The sequence below is a fragment of the Pseudanabaena yagii GIHE-NHR1 genome, assembly GCF_012863495.1.
Classification (GTDB): domain Bacteria; phylum Cyanobacteriota; class Cyanobacteriia; order Pseudanabaenales; family Pseudanabaenaceae; genus Pseudanabaena; species Pseudanabaena yagii.
In genome coordinates this window covers 195,052-212,827 of sequence record NZ_JAAVJL010000001.1, presented here as the reverse complement: position 1 = coordinate 212,827, position 17,776 = coordinate 195,052, and the positions used below count along the sequence as shown (strand labels likewise).

The window sequence follows — 17,776 nt, the reverse complement described above, 5'->3', positions numbered from 1 at the left end:
AATTGTTTAATTGTTTATGACTTCCTCTGTTTTAATTAGCGTTATTATTTGCACGTACAATCCACGTCCCGATTATTTGATTCGAGTATTACAAGCCCTTGATTCACAAACTTTATCTAAAGAATTATGGGAGTTATTATTAATTGATAATGCAAGCTCAAGGATACTCTCAGACGAAATAGATCTGAGATGGCATTTAAATTCTCGTCATATTCGAGAAGAACAACTAGGATTAACTCCTGCTAGATTAAGAGGCATTGAAGAAGCTAAATCAGATATTTTAGTTTTTGTTGATGATGATAATGTTATAGATGCTAATTATCTTGAAGAATGTTTAAATATTTTCACTAAATATCCCTATCTAGGAGCAATAGGAGGCTCTATCACTGCAGAAACAGAGAAGCCTATTGAAGAATGGCAGAAACCATTTCTATCTTTTTTGGCGATACGAACTGTAAGTAAACCAATTTGGGGAAATACATCAGTCAATGATCAAAATTTACCCTATGGAGCTGGTATGTGTATCCGAAGAGAAGTGGCTATTTATTACAAAGAAGTTGTCAAAAATGACCCTGTTAGAATTCTACTTGATCGCAGAGGAACCTTTCTATCTAGTGGTGGAGATACAGATTTAGCATTTACCTCGTATGACTGTAATTATGGTACAGGTATTTTTCCGTCTCTCAAATTATTACACCTGATACCCAATAAGCGGTTAAGTCTAGAATATCTATTGCGTCTCAGGCGTGAAGGTGGAACTTCAGGATATATACTTGATTACATCCGTAACGGTAGAATACCGAACAATCCAAACAAAAATTTAATTTTAGCTTTTATTGAACAAATCCGATTACTTAAACTTACTCCTTTAGAAAGAAAGATGAGACTAGCTAGTAACTTAGCACTTAAGTTGGCTTTACAAGAAATTAAGAATATAGCAACAACAACAAAGTGAACTTATACGAGCAATATAAGTTTATTATTCCATTTGAGTGTTTGATTAAATTTGTTTGTCTGACTAATTTTTATATTGTCTAGCTAATGAAAAAAATTTTAATTCTATCAAAAGAATTTGATTACTCTAAAATGATTACTCAGGACGCTGGTCCAAACTATGCATTCAATATGGGTTGGGAAACTGATTATTTAGATAATATTAGCTTGTATCAAACAAGTATCATTATTATCGATAACCGTATTAATGAATTAGAGTGTTTTAAACTTGAGAAGTACATAGGAGCAAACAAGGCTATGTTATTTCTGCTCAAGGTAGTTGATCCATGTGAGGAATGGTGTAGGAACCACTATTACTATAACTTTTTGTTTAGAATAAAAGACCTTATAAATGTTTTTTTTCTTACTACTTATATTCCACAGGAGGTGGTTAAGGATTTAGAAATATCCTTGAAAAGTAAGAAAATGATATTTATTCCATATCCATTTAATGATAACTTTAATATTAAGAAAGGTTTAGATAAACGAATAAAAAAAATACTATTCTCGGGTAATCAAGATCGTTTTGTTTATCCGTATAGATACCAGTTTATTAAAAAGGTTAAATTTAATCCCTGCTTAGTCAACAAAATTTCTACCTTAAAACATCCTGGTTACCCTGATATTAACCAAAAGTTAGTTCATGACATTATTGGAAATAAATATATTGAATATTTATCTAAGTATATATTCATGTTCATTTCGCCATCTCGTTGTGGACTAGAATTTTTAAAATATAGTGAGTGTGCTTATGCTCGATGTGTGCCAGTTGGCAAGGCTCCTTTGAGTTTTAGTCCAAAACTAAAGGAGTTTTTTCTTGAACTTAATTTTGATGATTTATATCGATCAATCAAGTATATTTTCTCTATCCCATTATCTGACTTGGAACATATATCTAAAAACTATTATCTTACGTATCTAAAGGAAAGAAATCCTAAGCTTCTTAATTCTCTGTTAGATGAATTCCTAGATGAGGTGATTAAATGAAGCTCTTGTATATTATCCCTGAATATCCGCCTCATTTCGGTGGTGGAATTTCTACCTTCTACAGAGATATAATTCCAGAAATTGCTGACCAAGGACATCAAATTAGTATTGTAGTAGGTAGCGCCTTTATGTCTAAGTTACCTAGCTATGTAAAAGATAGTGTTAAAGTGGATTTTCTAGACACAGATTTAGTCAATTTCTATTCACATAAATTTAGTTGCTACAAAACAACTCCTGAATTGCAAAGACATCTTGCCGCAGCGTGGGCAGCATGGGAGTACGTCAAGGGAGGAGATGGATATGATTTAGTTGAAGTAACTGATTGGGGAATGCTATTTGCACCTTGGATTACATCTACTAATAGTCCCCCTACTGTCGTTCAGCTTCATGCCAGTGTCGGGCAGATAGATTTCTATGATCCGCAGATCGATAGTCGCTTGCAAGGCAGTTTTGTTCGATTACTAGAAGCAGGATTATTAGCTAGTGCCGATGAGTTGCAAGCAAATAGCCAATCTAACGCAAAGGCTTGGCAACTGCTAACAAACCGTAATGTTCACTATATTCCACCATCGCTAACACTTAAGAATATAAATATAGCACCCGAAAATCCTGATTTGGGTAATGGTTTAGTAGTAGGACGAATTCAATATTGGAAAGGTGTAACAGTTCTTTGCGAAGCATTGAGGCTGTTGAGAGAGCAAGCCCCAAATATTGATTGGATTGGGCGTGATACAGTTTATTTCGATTCCAAGAGTCTGATGTCCAGACATTTAGAGCAAAATTATAGAGATATTTGGCGAAGTAAAATACTGCCACTTGGTACGTTTTCATCAGAAATAATTCGCCAATATCAAGCACATGCAAAATTTATCGTTGTGCCTTCTATTTGGGATGTATTTAACTATACTTGTGTAGAAGGAATGGCTCAGGGAAAGGTGGTACTGTGTTCAGAAGGAGCAGGAGCCGTAGATTTAATTCATAATGGATTAAATGGCTTAACTTTTAAAGCAAATGATTCACAAAGTTTAGCTACTTGTCTAGAAACAGTAATGAGTTGGAGTGCAAGTAAATTACGCGAAGTTGGTCTAATAGCAAAGGAAACTGTAATTAAGGAGCTTGATCCGAGGCTAATTGCTCAAAAACGAATACGTGCTTACGAAGATTTAATCACTCGTGGTAAATATCCTATGAAACCTAATCAATGGTTAATTGATGCGGTCTCACCGCAACAGAAACTAGATAGACCACTAGCTTTTTTAGATAGACTGCCATTACGAGATTTAGTTGGCTATACAATTAATCGTAGTCTTAGGAAAGTTTTGAAGAAAATGTAATGGTTTCGCAATCTTTAGCTTTGTGTATTCCAGCATATAATGCTGCTTCATATTTACCAAGACTACTAGAATCTGCTATATCGCAACAAGTCCCATTTGATGAGATTTTGGTTTATGACGACTGTAGTACTGATGAGACAGCACAAGTTGCTGCTAAGTATGGAATTCAAATAATTAGAGGTGAGGTTAATCGAGGTTGTTCTTATGGAAAAAATGTATTAGCAGAAGCAACAAATTGTGACTGGATACATTTCCATGATGCTGATGATGCCTTGTATCCAAATTTTGTAGAACAAGCTCGTAAATGGATGGCATTAAAGAATCCACCAGATATTGTTTTGTTTGATTATGAATGGCGCAGAGATGATACTGGAGAGTTAATTAGTGTGCGTCAATTTGATGCTGCTGAATTAAAAAGAGATTCGATATCCTATGCAATCCGAGAACAAATTAATCCCTTTTGTGGTTTGTATCTCCGTTCTTCATATTTACGTGCAGGTGGTTATGATACCGATCCTTTAGTTCTTTATAATGAGGATGTAGCTTTTCATTGTCGGATGGCGATCGCTGGTTTAAAATTTGCAGCCGAACCAACTATCACAATTATTAATTACTATCGATCAAATTCCATGTCTTCTGCTAATCAAATTAAATGTATAAAAGCTAAATTTCATGTTATGAGAAAGGTGGCTGAGTCTCTTAAGGGTAAATATGCTGAAGAAATTACTCAAAATCTTTGGGGAATTGCTGGTAATGCGGCTGCTTATTTAGATTGGGAGACGGCTGATAGCTGTTTACAATTAGCTCTATCTCTCAACAATAAACCTTCAAAAAAATTAAGCTCTTCGTTTCGATTATTATCTAGCTATAATCCTTATTTAGCAATTCGCTTAAGAGAATGGTTGATCAGGCTTTTGAAGCCACAACTTCGTAGTAATTTTTAAGTATAGTCATGAAGCCACTAGTTTATATTTTGCCCACAGCCTACAATGCTTCACTATATATGTCAGAAATATTGGATTCTTTACTATCCCACAACTTGGCAAAATATAGAACTATTATTGTCGATGGTCAGCAATTCTCATTATGAACGAAGGCTAGTCAAACCGTTGATATAGGGATATTGTAAATAACATGATGATTGATTTAGGGGAAGAGCTTTGAAAGCACAAGGCTCATTCGACAGAATTGTAGAAATTTTCCGACAACAACTAGAATCATTGCCAGACAAGCGGACAGGCAAAAATAGTCGCTATGGCATGGAAGATGCAGCCATGAGTGCATTCAGTGTATTTTTCACTCAAAGTCCATCATTCTTGTCTTACCAGCGGACAATGGAGCAGACAAAAGGGCGAAGCAACGCCCAAAGTTTATTTGGGGTGCATAAAATACCAACGGATAACCATATCCGAGACTTGCTAGACCCAGTGCAACCTAAAGAAATGTTTCCAGTGTTCGAGACAATCTTGGAGACGATAGAGCAAAAGGGGAAACTGCAAGGATTTCGAGGATTCGCCAACAATCTATTAATGGCGCTAGATGGGACAGAGTACTTTAGTTCAAAACAAATACACTGTCACCATTGTTCGAGTAGGAAAATGAAATCAGGAGAAATTCATTATTTTCATAGCGTAGTTACGCCAGTTATCGTCAGTCCACATCAATCGCAAGTGATTCCCCTAGTACCAGAATTTATTGTGCCGCAGGATGGAAATGACAAGCAAGACTGTGAGAATACAGCCGCCAAAAGATGGTTGTTACAACATGGCAGTAAGTACAGTGCATTCAAGGTAACTGTTTTGGGTGATGACCTTTATTCTCGCCAACCCCTCTGCCAAATGCTATTAGAGCAACAGTTCAACTTCATCTTAGTCTGCCGCCCCGAATCTCACCCCACTATCTATGAGCATATAGAAGGGATTGCTTTGCCAACGGTGGTTGTCAATAAGTGGACAGGGAAAGTTCAAGAGACCTATACCTACCAATATGTCAATGGGCTACCTATCAAAGATGGTGACGATGCTTTGCTGGTTAACTGGTGTGAACTAACTGTGACTAGACCTGATGGCAAGGTAGTTTACAAAAACTCTTTTGCCACCAATCACCTGATTACTGAGCAAACAGTGGTGGAAATCGTGCTGGCTGGTCGTACTCGTTGGAAAGTGGAAAATGAGAATAACAATACTCTCAAAACTAAGGGCTACAACCTAGAACACAACTTTGGACATGGCAAGGAGCATCTTGCTTCATTCCTAGCCACCCTCAATATTTTGTCCCTACTATTTCACACGTTATTGGAATTGGTCGATGACAAGTACCAGTTATTGCGCTCTCATTTGCCAACCCGCAAAACCTTTTTTAACGATTTACGCGCCTTGACTCGATATCTTGTTTTTGATAGTTGGGATCATCTTTTGACTTTTATGATTCAAGGTTTGGAGTTAGATCTCCCTCCCAACAGTAGTTAATTTTTCATAATGAGAATTGCTGGTCGATGGTAGTTTCAGCGATGTGTATGTAAAAAATACACATCACTAAAAAGTTAAATTGGCTAGCCAATTTAACTTTATCAGACAAGTCTTTCTTCAATAACTAGTTTACTGATCGTTATTTGCACTATTTAATTTCTCATTTTGTACTATTTAATCCTTTATTATACTGTAAGTAAAAACAAATATTATGACATGGTCAATGCATCATCCTATCATTCGTTTAATTATTGGATATCTCCGTTATACTCCTAATCATTTTTCAAAAATACGAATTGTTAGGAGTCTTTTTAAATTTTTATTTCGGCAGTGGTCAGTAAAGGATCTGATTGACTGACAAAAGTGGTAAGAGAAGTTGCGAGAAAGTATACAGAGATTGAATTTGAGTAAAAAAGAGGCGTATGCTGTTTTTTGAAGAAAAAGGAGCATAGGACAAATGACCCAAAACGCCTCACGTATCTATAATGAACTAATAAAATTCGGGAGTCAATACAGCCAGTGGTCAGATGTGCGCCATTTGGGAGTAATGGCGTGGATGATGGTGGGAATGATCGCCACAGGGAGTGTGAATTTAACGAAGTGGTTAAGCCATATCAACACAAAAGCATTGATCGCCCAAAGCACGCAAAGACAACTATCAAGATGGCTGAACAATCCGCGCATAAATCCAGCTAAGCTATACAGTCCAGTAATCAAAGAGTTAATCGCTAAATGGAAAGAGCCAGAAATATATCTGAGTTTTGATACCAGTCAACTGTGGGAAGAATACAGCATGATCCGATTGTGTGTAGTTCATCAGGGAAGAGCTTTACCGTTATGTTGGCGTGTAATCAAACATCGCAGTAGTAGTGTGGAGATGAGTAGCTATCAAGACATGCTCAAACGCGCATCGAAACTGTTGCCCGTGAATGTCAAAGTAGTTTTATTAGCAGACCGAGCATTTGCTAATCCAGAACTGGTGCGCTATGTGTGGGAATTAAAATGGCAATGTCGGATTCGGATCAAGGGTAATTTCTGGATATATGCCCCCAAGCATGGCTGGCAAACAGTCAAACAATTACATCTTCGTCTTGGTGAAGCTAAGTTGATCCACAATGTTAAAGTTCACAAAACTGAGTCCAAGCGTCTTACCGATGTGCATATTGCGGCGGCTTGGGAATCTGGGAGCCGAGAGTATTGGTATATTCTCAGTACTGAACCTACCACACTCCAAACTTTTTGGGAGTATGGTCTGAGATTCGATATTGAGGAGAATTTCTTGGATGATAAATCTAATGGCTTTGATTTAGAATCTTCGCGTTTACGTTCGGCTCCTGCCATTTCTCGCCTTTGTTTTGTGATAGCACTGACCACCTTGTTTTTAACGGCTCAAGGACTGGCGGTTGCTGATTCTGGCTATCGTCGTTTGGTTGATCCTCATTGGTTTCGTGGGCTTAGTTATCTCAAGATTGGCTGGAACTGGATTCACACCGCTATCACTAAAAACTGGGCTTTCTTGCCTTTCTACTCTTTTACTTCTTATCTTGACTCTCACCCTGCTATTGCTTCTCGTCGAAAACATCTTCAGAAATTATTCCGCATTGAGTTCTATGCTTCTACTCTCGACTATGCTTCATAGACTTTTGTCAGTCAATCAGGTAAAGGAGTGAGGGTTAAAATAGAGAGGTAGAGACAAGGAGGCAAAGATGAAATGTCCGCACTGCCAAAGTGAAAAGGTGGTCAAAAATGGCAGAGATTACCACCAAGACGGCAAAGCAATCCAAAATTATTTATGCAAAGGATGTGGCAAGCGATTCAACGAACGGACAGGAACAGCGATGTCAAGGCTAAGAACACCCGCAAGTATCGTGTCCTATGCGCTGAAAATGAGGACAGAGGGGATGGGAATCAGAGCAAGTGGGAGAGTGCTAGAGAAATCGCACACCAGCATCATGAGATGGGAGCAAAAACTGGCGAACCAGTCACAGCAATGGAGTCCAGAAGCACCAGCAGGAGGAGAAGTGACTATTGAAGGAGATGAAATTTATACTCGCGTAGGCGAGAACCTTCCCCCCCCAGTGAATCAAAAGGGTGGACAGTAGTATTTATCGAACGCAACAGTCGCTATTGGATTGAAGCAAAGGCAGGAATTAAAACCACTGAACTATTTGCAAAAGCAACGAAAATAGCATGGCAATGGGCAAAAATGAGTCAATACATCCGATGTTTTAGCGATGGCGAAAGGAGATATGCCCAACAACTGTGGCAAATGGCAAGTGTGTACCTCAAAGCTAGCGAAGTAAGTCGTGAGTATGGACATCGCAAGGTATGGCGACATGGATTAGAAGTGGCAATCAAAATCAAAGGTTCACAAGGTAATCGTCGAGTCGAATGGGTAAAGCTAGAACATCCCTATACAGCGATTAGCGACAAGAGTGACGTTCATGCTAATCACAATGAAGCAAACAACAGTGCATTGAGAAGGAGATGTAGCGCTTATCGCCGTAGACAAAACCTGTATGCGAAAAATACTGAAGGATTACAACGGGCTGTCACTGTGCAAAGATTGGTACACAACTGGGTAAGACCACATGGGGGCTTAGGCAAGAACAAGACTCCAGTTATGGCGATCGGTCTGTATCATCGACCGATTTCGATGTTAGAGTTGCTGTCATTACAGGGCTTTACTTCTCTCACGGGTTAACTGTCCAGTGCCTAATATTGCCCTTGCAGATTTTGAAGGGATAATAGAGATGGAATGTAATAACAATGCTAATCTTGGTACTGCTAGGGTTGTATTATTCTGATAGTATTTCATCTAAATTCACCCATGCAGTTTCAACGACAACTTTGCAATCTCTATTAAATTTTTCTGGTGTTAAGACAATTACATTAATGAAGATAGATGTGGAGGGCTATGAGCTGCAAATTCTATATGGACTGGGGAAGTCATTTACGACCGCAGCATATAATCATTGAGTTTACAGACTACTCAGCACGTTCTCAAGGAGAAGGTAGAAAGAGTATTCTAGATTTTTTCGTCAGTCGAGGTTATCAAGGAAAGACTATCGATGGGAAAGATTTAGATAAAGCTATTCTCGAAGATAATGCCTACTTTAGAGATTTACGTTATTAGCACTGCTCAGTTAATGAAAGATGAACACTAAAATGTCCTCATGCTGAAAAAAAGATGTAAATATATGCCACTCACACTTTAGGTGATCAGTTCCTATGTTATTTAGTTGATTGATAATGAAAACTAATTTCTAATCATATGAAGCCATTAGTCTCGATCTTAATCCCTATCTACAACGCCGAGAATTATCTTAGAGAAACAATTAGTTCTGCCTTAAATCAAACTTGGCAAAATATAGAAATAATTTTAGTAGATGATGGCTCTACTGATAATAGTTTGGAGATCGCCCAACAATTCGCATCACCTCAAGTCAAAATCATTTCACAGTCTAATCGAGGGGCGAGTGCTGCCAGAAATAGAGCTTTGATGGAAGCACAGGGAGATTTTATTCAATATTTAGATGCTGATGATTTATTATGTCACAACAAAATTGCTTTACAGATAGAGATGCTCAAGAAAGGAATTGAAGATTGTGTCATTGCGGGTGAGTGGGGGCGATTTTATACTGCACCATCTGAGGCTTTATTTGTGCAGGAGCAAGTTTGGCAAGATATGGATTCAATAGATTGGCTTCTCTGCTCTTGGTTGGGTGGAGGTATGATGCACCCTGCGGCTTGGTTAACACCTCGAAACATTGCAGACAAATCAGGTAGTTGGAACGAGAATTTATCTCTAAATGATGATGGTGAATATTTTTGTAGGGTTTTACTGGAAAGTAAAGGCATTAAATTTTGCTGGGGAGCAAGATCTTATTATAGGTCAGGTAATTCTAATAGTTTAAGTGGATTAAAATCTAGTAAAGCTTGTGAATCTGTTTTTTTATCTCTAGATATATGTACTAAAAATTTATTAGCTAAAGAAAATAGTGTAAGAACTCGTAGAGCTTGTGCTAACTTATTCCAAAGGTTTATTTATGAATATTATCCAGAAGCAAATGACTTGTTAATTAAAGTAGAAGAAAAAATTATTGAGTTAGGTGGATCAGATATTGAATTTATTAATAGTCCACTATTTGAATTTTTTAAAAGTTTTTTGGGATGGAAAATAGCAAGGAGACTTCAAATAATCCAAAGAAATTTAAAACAAGGTATTAAATGAGATTAGAACTTCTGTACAATCCTCGGCTACTCATTGAACGCCTAGCTGTTGAATCGCTGCGATATAGACGTTTAGGTAAGCTTAAAGGAACTATTGCATCCAGTTTGCTAATCGGTCATATTGATTCACTAGAACTTTTAGAGCTTACGCAAAAGCAATCACCTCAGATTATTTATGATATTGGTGCAAATGTAGGGACTTGGACAGCTTTAGCTAAAGCAACTCTGCCATCATCAATAATCTATGCATTTGAGCCATTAATAATTCATTGCAAAATTTTTAAAGAACAAATAATTGCAACTCATAAAGATGTAAGTGCGAACATTCATTTACATCAAGTTGCACTAGGAGCAACTAAGGAACAGAAGAATATAAAAGTGGCTAGTTTTTCAGATGCGTCAAGCTTACTTAGCTTTGCTAATGCTACATACCAGTTTTTTGGTATAACGCAAGAAAGAGAAGAATTAGTCAACGTTGTCGTTCTAGATGATTATGTGATTTCTAATAAATTGCCATTGCCAGATCTAATTAAGCTTGACATTCAGGGATATGAACTAGAAGCACTCAAAGGAGCAAATGAATGTTTAAGACATGCAAAATATATAATTATCGAAGTTAGCTTTGTCGAATTTTATCAAGACCAACCTCTTTTTCATGATATTGTAAATTTTTTAGCAGCTAAGAATTTTTATTTATATGCTCTAGGTGTAAATACACCAACAGGAAAAGAATTATCTCAAACTGATGCCTTATTCATTCGTAAGACTTAACAAAGGAAGTTTCTATCTGTGAGAATTTTTTTAAGTAGCCAGCAGTCTTTAAAAAAGCATAATATACCTGCCTATAGGTTTTGGGAAATATATCTTAAAAATGGAATTGAAGAAGCAGGACATGAATGGCTAGAAGTAAAAGAGGTAGATTGGGCAGAAGGACTAGTTTATTTAGATAAAGAAAGATTAAAAATATGGCGTGATCTCGCTTGGATACAGACAGTAAATTATATAAAATATCAACATAAAATTAAGCCTATTAATTTATTTCTAAGCTACTTGTTTCCCAAACAAGTTGATTCACTTGCAATTAGAGAAATTCAAGAATTAGGCATACCTTGTGTTAATTTTTTTTGTGATAATGTTAGAGAGTTTAAAAAAATCCCTAAAATTTTTTATTGTTTTAACTTACATTGGGTTCCAGAATTTAAAGCCATTAAAATGTACCAAGCCTCGACTTTAAACTATATATATGCACCTATGCCTGTTTGGATCCCTCCAGCACTCCGTAATTACAATCACTCCGAAAAATATGGAGTGAGTTTTATCGGTTCAAGAGATGTACAGAGAGAAAGGCTATTTGCTAATTTGATTGAGTTTAATATCAATCTTGAGCTTAGAGGTGAAGGATGGTTATATGATGAGCCCGACGAACTAATTAATAAACTACAAAAAATACGGCAAAATTTATGGATAAAAGCTAATAATCATCTATTAGATATTAGTAATGAAGGGTTAATATATTGGTTAAGAAAGATTCAATCTCGATTTATACCAAGGGTCACGAATCAATTGTTTTCCCCATATGTTCGAGAAAAGCCTGATTTTGATGAATACTTTAAAATTACTCAACAAAGTCAAATCACATTAGGAGTAAATCGTTATCCTAGTTTTCAATATCCTTTAGATAGACCTAATACCTACTCCCGAATGAGGGATATTGAAGCACCAATGTTAGGAGCTTGCTATCTAACAGAATGGACTGAGGGACTAGATGACTTATATGAAATAGGTGAAGAAATAGAAACATATTCTTCAGTGGAAGAGATGGCTGAAAAAATAAAATATTTACAAGCTAGTCCAGAAAAGCGTAAAATCATGAGAGCAAATGCACAATATAAAGCAATAAAAGAGCATAGCATTCCCAACACTCTAGCTAAAATTATTAGTAACTTTCAATGAGCCGTATTTGTCTTTATTATAAACGAGAAGCTGAAGGTGATCGTTGGTTAGTAGGTGATCGATATATTCGTCATTTGGCTCGCCGATTAGTTCGAGGTAAGTCTCGACTTAGTGGGATTGAAAAGGTTTTTGCGAATCTTTGCTTAGGGTTGGATAAATTAGGAATTAAATACTATATCAATTTACCATTTAATCAACTCCATGAAAGTGATTTTGTTGGGGTTTTAGGAGCAGGGAAGGGATGCTTAAATGGGTATAGAAAATCCAATTCGATTGTTGCAGGAATAGGATTAATGACTCATCCAAGTGAGTGGTCGACGCTTTGCAAAGATTATCCAATTGTAAAATATTTGCAGCATTCAGAATGGGCAAATAATATCTATAAACCCTATTTTGGTGATCGCTGCCAGATTTGGGCTGTAGGAATTGATACGGAAACATGGCAAAATCAACAGACAATTATGAAGACTACTGATTTTTTGATATATGATAAAATTATGTGGAACTATGACATAAAATCTAAACAGATACTGAGACCAATTCGTGAATTACTAAATGATAAAGGACTAACTTTTAAGGAATTACGTTATGGCTCCTATAATCCTCAGGATTATAAAAATATTCTGTCTTCTTGCCGTAGTATGATTTTTCTTTGTGAACATGAAAGCCAAGGCTTAGCCTATCAAGAATGTTTATCTAGTGATGTACCGATTCTAGCTTGGGATCAGGGAGAATATTTAGATCCAAATCGCTTTAAATGGGGTGATCCCTATATTCGTGCTACATCAGTACCTTATTGGAGCAATCGCTGTGGTATAAAATTTCAAAATATTAATGAATTTCCGAATAAGTTAGAAGAGTTTTTAGATAATTTGAGTTCCCAATATTTTGCCCCTCGTGACTATATTTTGAATAATTTAACTTTAGAAAAATGTGCCAAAAATTATCTTGATATATTGTTAAATATTTAGGGGAAATATTTTTGGTTTTAGAATGGTAAAAATCTTCATTCTCATTGGTGGACATTTATGTACTGCACCTCGTCCCCAGAAAGAAGCTGAGACTTTAGCTAATGCTGGTTATGATGTAATTGTGGGTGGAATTTGGTTTAGCCCAGAACTAGTTGAACGTGATCGCCTATTAATATCTCAACAAAAATATAAATTTGAGCCAATAATTGATATCCAACCTAATCGTAAATTTATTAATTATTGGATTCGTATTCAAACAAAAATTGCTAAAGAGGTTTTTAGAAGATTTAAACTTTTTTTGCCTGAACTACTTGGTTATGGAATAAGGAGAATATTGAAATATGCCCAAAGTGTTCATGCAGATTTGACTATTGTCCATTCAGAATCTGGACTTTGGATTGGGAAGCAGTTACTAGCTCAGGGATTTAAAGTGGGAGTCGATTTTGAAGACTGGTTTTCTGAGGATCTTTTGCCTGAGGTGCGTATTGATCGACCTATTGATATGTTAAGAAATCTGGAAAGACATCTAATGCATAAATGTAAATATTGTTTAACAACCTCTCATGCCTTAGCTGAATCTCTAGCCAATGCTTATCAAGCTACCAAGCCAACAGCTATTTATAATGTATTTCCTTGGTCAGAGCGATCTCAAATAGATGGGAAAATTTGCGATCACCAAAATCTTGATTTGATCTCAATTCATTGGTTTTCCCAAACTATAGGACAAGGTAGAGGGTTGGAAGTTCTTTTCCAATCACTTCCATATATTCATCAACCAATAGAAATACATTTACGCGGAAATTATCCAGAAAGTTCGAGACGGTGGTTGGAGCCACAGATTCCTGACGAATGGCGCGATCGCTTATTTATTCACCCCACTGTTTCTAATGGTGAACTACTATCGCGGATTGCTGAGCATGATATTGGCTTGGCTTTGGAAACAACTGCAATCCCTAGTCGAAACTTGACGATTACTAACAAGCTTTTCCAGTATTTACAGGCTGGGTTAGCTATAATTGCTACGAATACAGAAGGACAAAGCGAAATTTTGTCTCAGTACCCTGAAGTTGGGCAACTAATACCAAGCAACGATCCAATAGCACTAGCAAACGCCATTAATAATTTAGTAAATAATTATCCTCAACTACTTCTATCTAAACAAGCAGCTTTGAGAACTGCCCAATCACAACTAAATTGGGAGAATCAAGAAAATACTATTTTAAGAACTTTAGAAAGAGCGATTAGTTGATCAGAGGAGGTGAGTTTACAAATGAGTATGCACTCATTTGTAAACAAAAATTTTACTATTGACGGACTGGTAAGCAAATTGTGCGTGTGACTTGACAATTCACGCCTTGATAATCTCTGCAAACTTTCTTAGCTAGGTTTTCCGCTTCAGTGGATTTTACTGACCAAGCTGAGCCTGCTGCACCGTTAGAACCTTCAGCAATAGACATACAGGCGTTTCTTGTCCAGACTAGAACTCGACAATCTGTCGCATTGGAAACACTTTCACATTCGCTTAAAGCCCTAGCTTCAGCCGCTTTTTGGTTAGAGTAATTCCATGAATATCCTTTATCTTGAGTGATGGATGAAAAGGCGATCGCACCATAACTAACAGTTCCTGTCATGTCAGGAGGTGCTGTGGGGACTACCGTCTGAGTGACTATGGGGGTAGGAGTTTCAGGTTTAGGGGTAACACTTTGAGTTGCTGTTGGTTTAGGGGTTTCTGTGCTTGGGGAAGATTTTGGGGATTCACTAGGAGTATTACTTGGAGAAGTGGTGGGAGAGGCAGTGGGAGAAATGGAAGCAGTTGTTGTAGTTGAGGTTTCAGGTTTAGAACTATTATTAGAATTGTTAGAACTACTGTCTGCTTGACGATTGGTGATTTTGGGCAAGATCATCGCTGTGGCGATCGCGGCAAAAACTGAGGTCAAGCCAATGAGAGCGATCCATAAAATTGGATTAACAGAATTAGAAGATTGACTAGGTGCAGAAATAGTTGGATGAGCATCTGTTCTAGGAGTTTGGGGAGTGGTTTGAGCAGGAATAGGTGCAGTTGCGCCATTAGCAGAATTGGGGGCAGTGGTGGGTGGTACGGCTCCTCCTGATGATGGATAGGGAGGATGGGTAATGGCTTCAGTGGGAGCAATATTCACGACAGGAATATTGGCTGTATTGATGAAGTTGATGTTAGTGGCTGACAGCGATCGCATGGCGTGCAGTGCTTCACTCGCAGATTCATAGCGCTGGTTAAAATGATAAGCCACCATTTTTTGCAATATTGCGGCAAATTCAGGACTGACCTGTGCGCGATCGCGCCACAAAATTTCACCAGTATTCGGATCTTCCTGTAAGCTGTCTGGGGCAATGCCCGTCAAGGCTTGAATACCAATCATCCCCACCGCATAGACATCACTACTTAATCGAGGCTTCCCCCTTGCTTGTTCACTGGGCATATATCCTGGGGAACCAATACTAACGGTAACACTAGTATTGCCTTGGGGATCGGTTCCTAATGCGCCCACATCCTTTACTGCGCCAAAATCGATGAGGACAATTTTGCCATCTTGACGACGACGCATGAGGTTAGCCAGTTTAATATCACGATGGATGACATTATGCTGATGGACAAAGGCAAGTACTTCGAGAATATCCACCAATAAGGTAATCGCGTCACTTTCCGATAGTTTGCGACCGATGGGAATTTCTTGGGCTAAGCTATAGCCATCCACAAATTCTTGAACTAAAAAGAATTCCCCATTTTCTTCAAAGTGAGCAAATAATGTAGGGATTTGAGAATGGGAATTACCTAATTTGTAGAGATAATCAGCTTCGCGTTCAAAGAGACTTTTAGCGATCGGCAACACCTGTGGACTAGTATCCTTGGGCTTAAGTTGCTTCACAACACACTTCGGATGTCCTGGTAAATCTATGTCTTCAGCCAAGTAAGTATCCCCAAAGCCCCCACTTCCTAGTACTTGTAGAATTCTGTAGCGATTCCTTAATGTTGTACCTAATAGCATAATAGTTATCTACCAAGCTCCAGAGAATTTCTATGATTTTAAGCTTAACAAACAGAGATATGATTGAGCTACTGTGCTTAATTAATCATATTAGGGAGTGGTTCTCATTAACAAGGAACCGATTTTTTGTGGCGCGGCTTCGCCGCGCCACAAAAAATCGGTTCCTTATTTCCCTGCATGTCCCTTAATATTGTTGATAACTACGCTGAGTTACTTAAAAGCCAAAACCCAAAGAAGCTGATTCGCCTGCTTCGCGGTCAAATCAGCTTCTTTGGGTTTTATATTTAATTGTGCCTACCTAATTAACTGAATATTACATAAAGACTGAATGCAAAATCAAAGGGCTATCGTATTAGGAGTATCTGGGGCATCAGGCATGATCTATGCTGTGCGATCGCTCAAATTTTTACTGAGTAATGATTACAATGTCGATCTGGTGGCATCTAAGGCGGCGATGATGGTATGGCAATCGGAAAATAATATTGCGATGCCAAGTAACTTGCGATCGCAGGAACAATTTTGGCGCGATCATGCTGAGAGTCAATCGGGTAAGCTTGTTTGTCATCAATGGGCAGATGTGGGGGCAACAATTGCCAGTGGCTCATTTCGGACATTGGGAATGTTAATTATCCCTTGTAGCATGGCAACGGTAGCCAAAATTGCCCATGGTTTGAGTTCCGATTTATTAGAACGCGCTGCTGATGTGCATTTAAAGGAAGGTCGCCGCCTTGTACTCGTGCCGCGTGAAACCCCTTTAAGCTTAATCCATTTGCGAAATCTCACCACCTTAGCGGAGGCAGGTGCAAGGATCGTCCCCGCAATTCCTGCGTGGTATCACAATCCTCAAACTATCGAGGATTTAGTAGACTTTGTAATTGCTAGAGCACTTGATCAATTAGATATTGATTCCGATTTAATCCAGCGTTGGCAAGGCAAACAGCCCATAAATAGAGAGTAATTGATGGGCGGTGCAAAGCACCGCCCATCAATATAAATAAACCGCAAATATTGTCGAAAGAGAGTAACAACCATGACGCGATCGCCATTTGCTCCCAAATCTCAAGCCCAAAACTCTACCAAAAAAGATGCAGTCGCGTTCCCAATTATGCAACTTATCATCTTAGGCATTGGGATTACCCTCATAGCCGCAATTATGATCCAAAATTTACAGCCTGTAGTGCAGGTTTTCTTTTTAGGACAAAAGACTCTCCCCATTCCTCTAAGTATGGCAATGTTAATCGCTTTTGTGACTGGCGGCTTAATTGCTTTTGTCTGTAATGCGATCGCCTCTTGGCGACAAAATATCATGATCCGTCGAGCGATAGTCGCGTCAGGTTATGACAAAGAACCTAAAAAAGAGCAGGTCAAATCGACGACTTCTCCTAATAGTTATCCTCAAGATAAAGCTCAACAACAGGATGAACAATCTTTTGAAGACGATGAACTTTACGATGACGAAGAATATGACGAGGATGAACTAGAAGATGAGGATCTGTATGAGGAGGAGGAAGAGGAAGATGATGATCCTGATACTGTCCCCTATAACGATCGCAAAAATTTAAAATCAGCCAAACCTAACCGAGAAAAGCGCGATCGCCCTCCCCTCGATGCCAGATATATTCGCTAGATTAAGTGTTGCTAATCATCGGTCAATCCAAGTCAATACTTATGAGAAAATAAAGCAAATTAAATATCAGTTATTGTGTGTGTTTTGTAAGCGAATAATTAAAAAATTATGTGCTTACAAAATGGGGGGAAACGCTATGTTGTTCAAATATACAGCGCGTTGTGCTGAATTAAAAACCAGAGAA

General features: G+C 37.9%; 18 protein-coding genes. 17 read left to right on the top strand and 1 reads right to left on the bottom strand.

Annotated features, from left to right (window positions below):
• The first annotated feature begins 16 nt into the window (after positions 1-16).
• The 15 genes from HC246_RS00995 (at position 17) to HC246_RS00925 (ending at position 14,188) form a co-directional block, all read left to right on the top strand.
• On the top strand, positions 17-955 hold the full coding sequence (locus HC246_RS00995) for a glycosyltransferase (protein WP_169361762.1): 939 nt from the start codon (positions 17-19) through the stop codon (positions 953-955).
• Positions 956-1,041: 86 nt separating this feature from the next.
• Complete coding sequence (locus HC246_RS00990; protein ID WP_169361761.1) at positions 1,042-1,980, top strand: hypothetical protein; 939 nt, start codon at positions 1,042-1,044, stop codon at positions 1,978-1,980.
• Entirely contained in the window at positions 1,977-3,314 is a 1,338-nt protein-coding gene (locus HC246_RS00985; protein ID WP_169361760.1) for a glycosyltransferase family 4 protein, read from the top strand. The genes HC246_RS00990 and HC246_RS00985 overlap by 4 nt, the downstream gene beginning before the upstream one ends.
• Positions 3,314-4,258 carry a glycosyltransferase family 2 protein gene (locus tag HC246_RS00980; protein ID WP_169361759.1) on the top strand — a complete coding sequence of 315 codons (945 nt, stop codon included), beginning with the start codon at positions 3,314-3,316 and terminating at the stop codon, positions 4,256-4,258. The genes HC246_RS00985 and HC246_RS00980 overlap by 1 nt, the downstream gene beginning before the upstream one ends.
• Positions 4,259-4,266: 8 nt before the next feature.
• Positions 4,267-4,404: a hypothetical protein gene (locus HC246_RS00975; RefSeq protein ID WP_169361758.1), complete on the top strand. Its 138-nt coding sequence runs from the start codon at positions 4,267-4,269 to the stop codon at positions 4,402-4,404.
• Between the two features lie 97 nt (positions 4,405-4,501).
• A complete protein-coding gene (locus HC246_RS00970) occupies positions 4,502-5,782 on the top strand; it encodes an ISNCY family transposase (protein ID WP_169364411.1) in 1,281 nt (426 codons plus the stop codon).
• 457 nt (positions 5,783-6,239) lie between these two features.
• Complete coding sequence (locus tag HC246_RS25735; protein WP_169361634.1) at positions 6,240-7,421, top strand: transposase; 1,182 nt, start codon at positions 6,240-6,242, stop codon at positions 7,419-7,421.
• A gap of 67 nt (positions 7,422-7,488) precedes the next feature.
• Positions 7,489-8,486, top strand: a protein-coding gene (locus tag HC246_RS00960) for an IS1 family transposase (RefSeq protein ID WP_169361757.1) whose coding sequence is annotated in 2 segments (ribosomal slippage) — positions 7,489-7,863 and positions 7,866-8,486 — 996 coding nt in all. Because the reading frame shifts where the segments join, the coding sequence is not laid out codon by codon here.
• Between the two features lie 65 nt (positions 8,487-8,551).
• Positions 8,552-8,761 carry an FkbM family methyltransferase gene (locus HC246_RS26810; RefSeq protein WP_169361756.1) on the top strand — a complete coding sequence of 70 codons (210 nt, stop codon included), beginning with the start codon at positions 8,552-8,554 and terminating at the stop codon, positions 8,759-8,761.
• Complete coding sequence (locus HC246_RS00950) at positions 8,700-8,918, top strand: hypothetical protein (protein WP_169361590.1); 219 nt, start codon at positions 8,700-8,702, stop codon at positions 8,916-8,918. The genes HC246_RS26810 and HC246_RS00950 overlap by 62 nt, the downstream gene beginning before the upstream one ends.
• Before the next feature lie 138 nt (positions 8,919-9,056).
• Positions 9,057-10,016, top strand: coding sequence for a glycosyltransferase family 2 protein (locus HC246_RS00945; RefSeq protein WP_169361755.1), 960 nt, complete (start codon positions 9,057-9,059; stop codon positions 10,014-10,016).
• Entirely contained in the window at positions 10,013-10,786 is a 774-nt protein-coding gene (locus HC246_RS00940; protein ID WP_169361754.1) for an FkbM family methyltransferase, read from the top strand. Before HC246_RS00945 ends, HC246_RS00940 begins: the two co-directional genes overlap by 4 nt.
• A gap of 18 nt (positions 10,787-10,804) precedes the next feature.
• Positions 10,805-11,968: a glycosyltransferase family protein gene (locus tag HC246_RS26665; RefSeq protein ID WP_169361753.1), complete on the top strand. Its 1,164-nt coding sequence runs from the start codon at positions 10,805-10,807 to the stop codon at positions 11,966-11,968.
• On the top strand, positions 11,965-12,939 hold the full coding sequence (locus HC246_RS00930) for a glycosyltransferase (protein WP_169361752.1): 975 nt from the start codon (positions 11,965-11,967) through the stop codon (positions 12,937-12,939). Before HC246_RS26665 ends, HC246_RS00930 begins: the two co-directional genes overlap by 4 nt.
• Before the next feature lie 22 nt (positions 12,940-12,961).
• The gene (locus HC246_RS00925) at positions 12,962-14,188 is read left to right on the top strand and encodes a glycosyltransferase (RefSeq protein WP_169361751.1); all 1,227 of its coding nucleotides are present in this window, start codon (positions 12,962-12,964) and stop codon (positions 14,186-14,188) included.
• A 55-nt stretch (positions 14,189-14,243) separates the two neighbouring features.
• Here HC246_RS00925 and HC246_RS25385 read toward each other — a convergent pair whose 3' ends face one another.
• Positions 14,244-15,965, bottom strand: a complete 1,722-nt coding sequence (locus HC246_RS25385) for a protein kinase domain-containing protein (RefSeq protein ID WP_211167589.1) — start codon at positions 15,963-15,965, stop codon at positions 14,244-14,246.
• Between the two features lie 328 nt (positions 15,966-16,293).
• Between HC246_RS25385 and HC246_RS00910 the strand changes: the two genes are divergently transcribed.
• Both HC246_RS00910 and HC246_RS00905 read left to right on the top strand, forming a co-directional pair.
• Positions 16,294-16,923: a flavin prenyltransferase UbiX gene (locus HC246_RS00910; RefSeq protein WP_169361750.1), complete on the top strand. Its 630-nt coding sequence runs from the start codon at positions 16,294-16,296 to the stop codon at positions 16,921-16,923.
• 72 nt (positions 16,924-16,995) lie between these two features.
• Positions 16,996-17,592: a LapA family protein gene (locus tag HC246_RS00905; RefSeq protein WP_169361749.1), complete on the top strand. Its 597-nt coding sequence runs from the start codon at positions 16,996-16,998 to the stop codon at positions 17,590-17,592.
• Positions 17,593-17,776 lie beyond the last annotated feature (184 nt).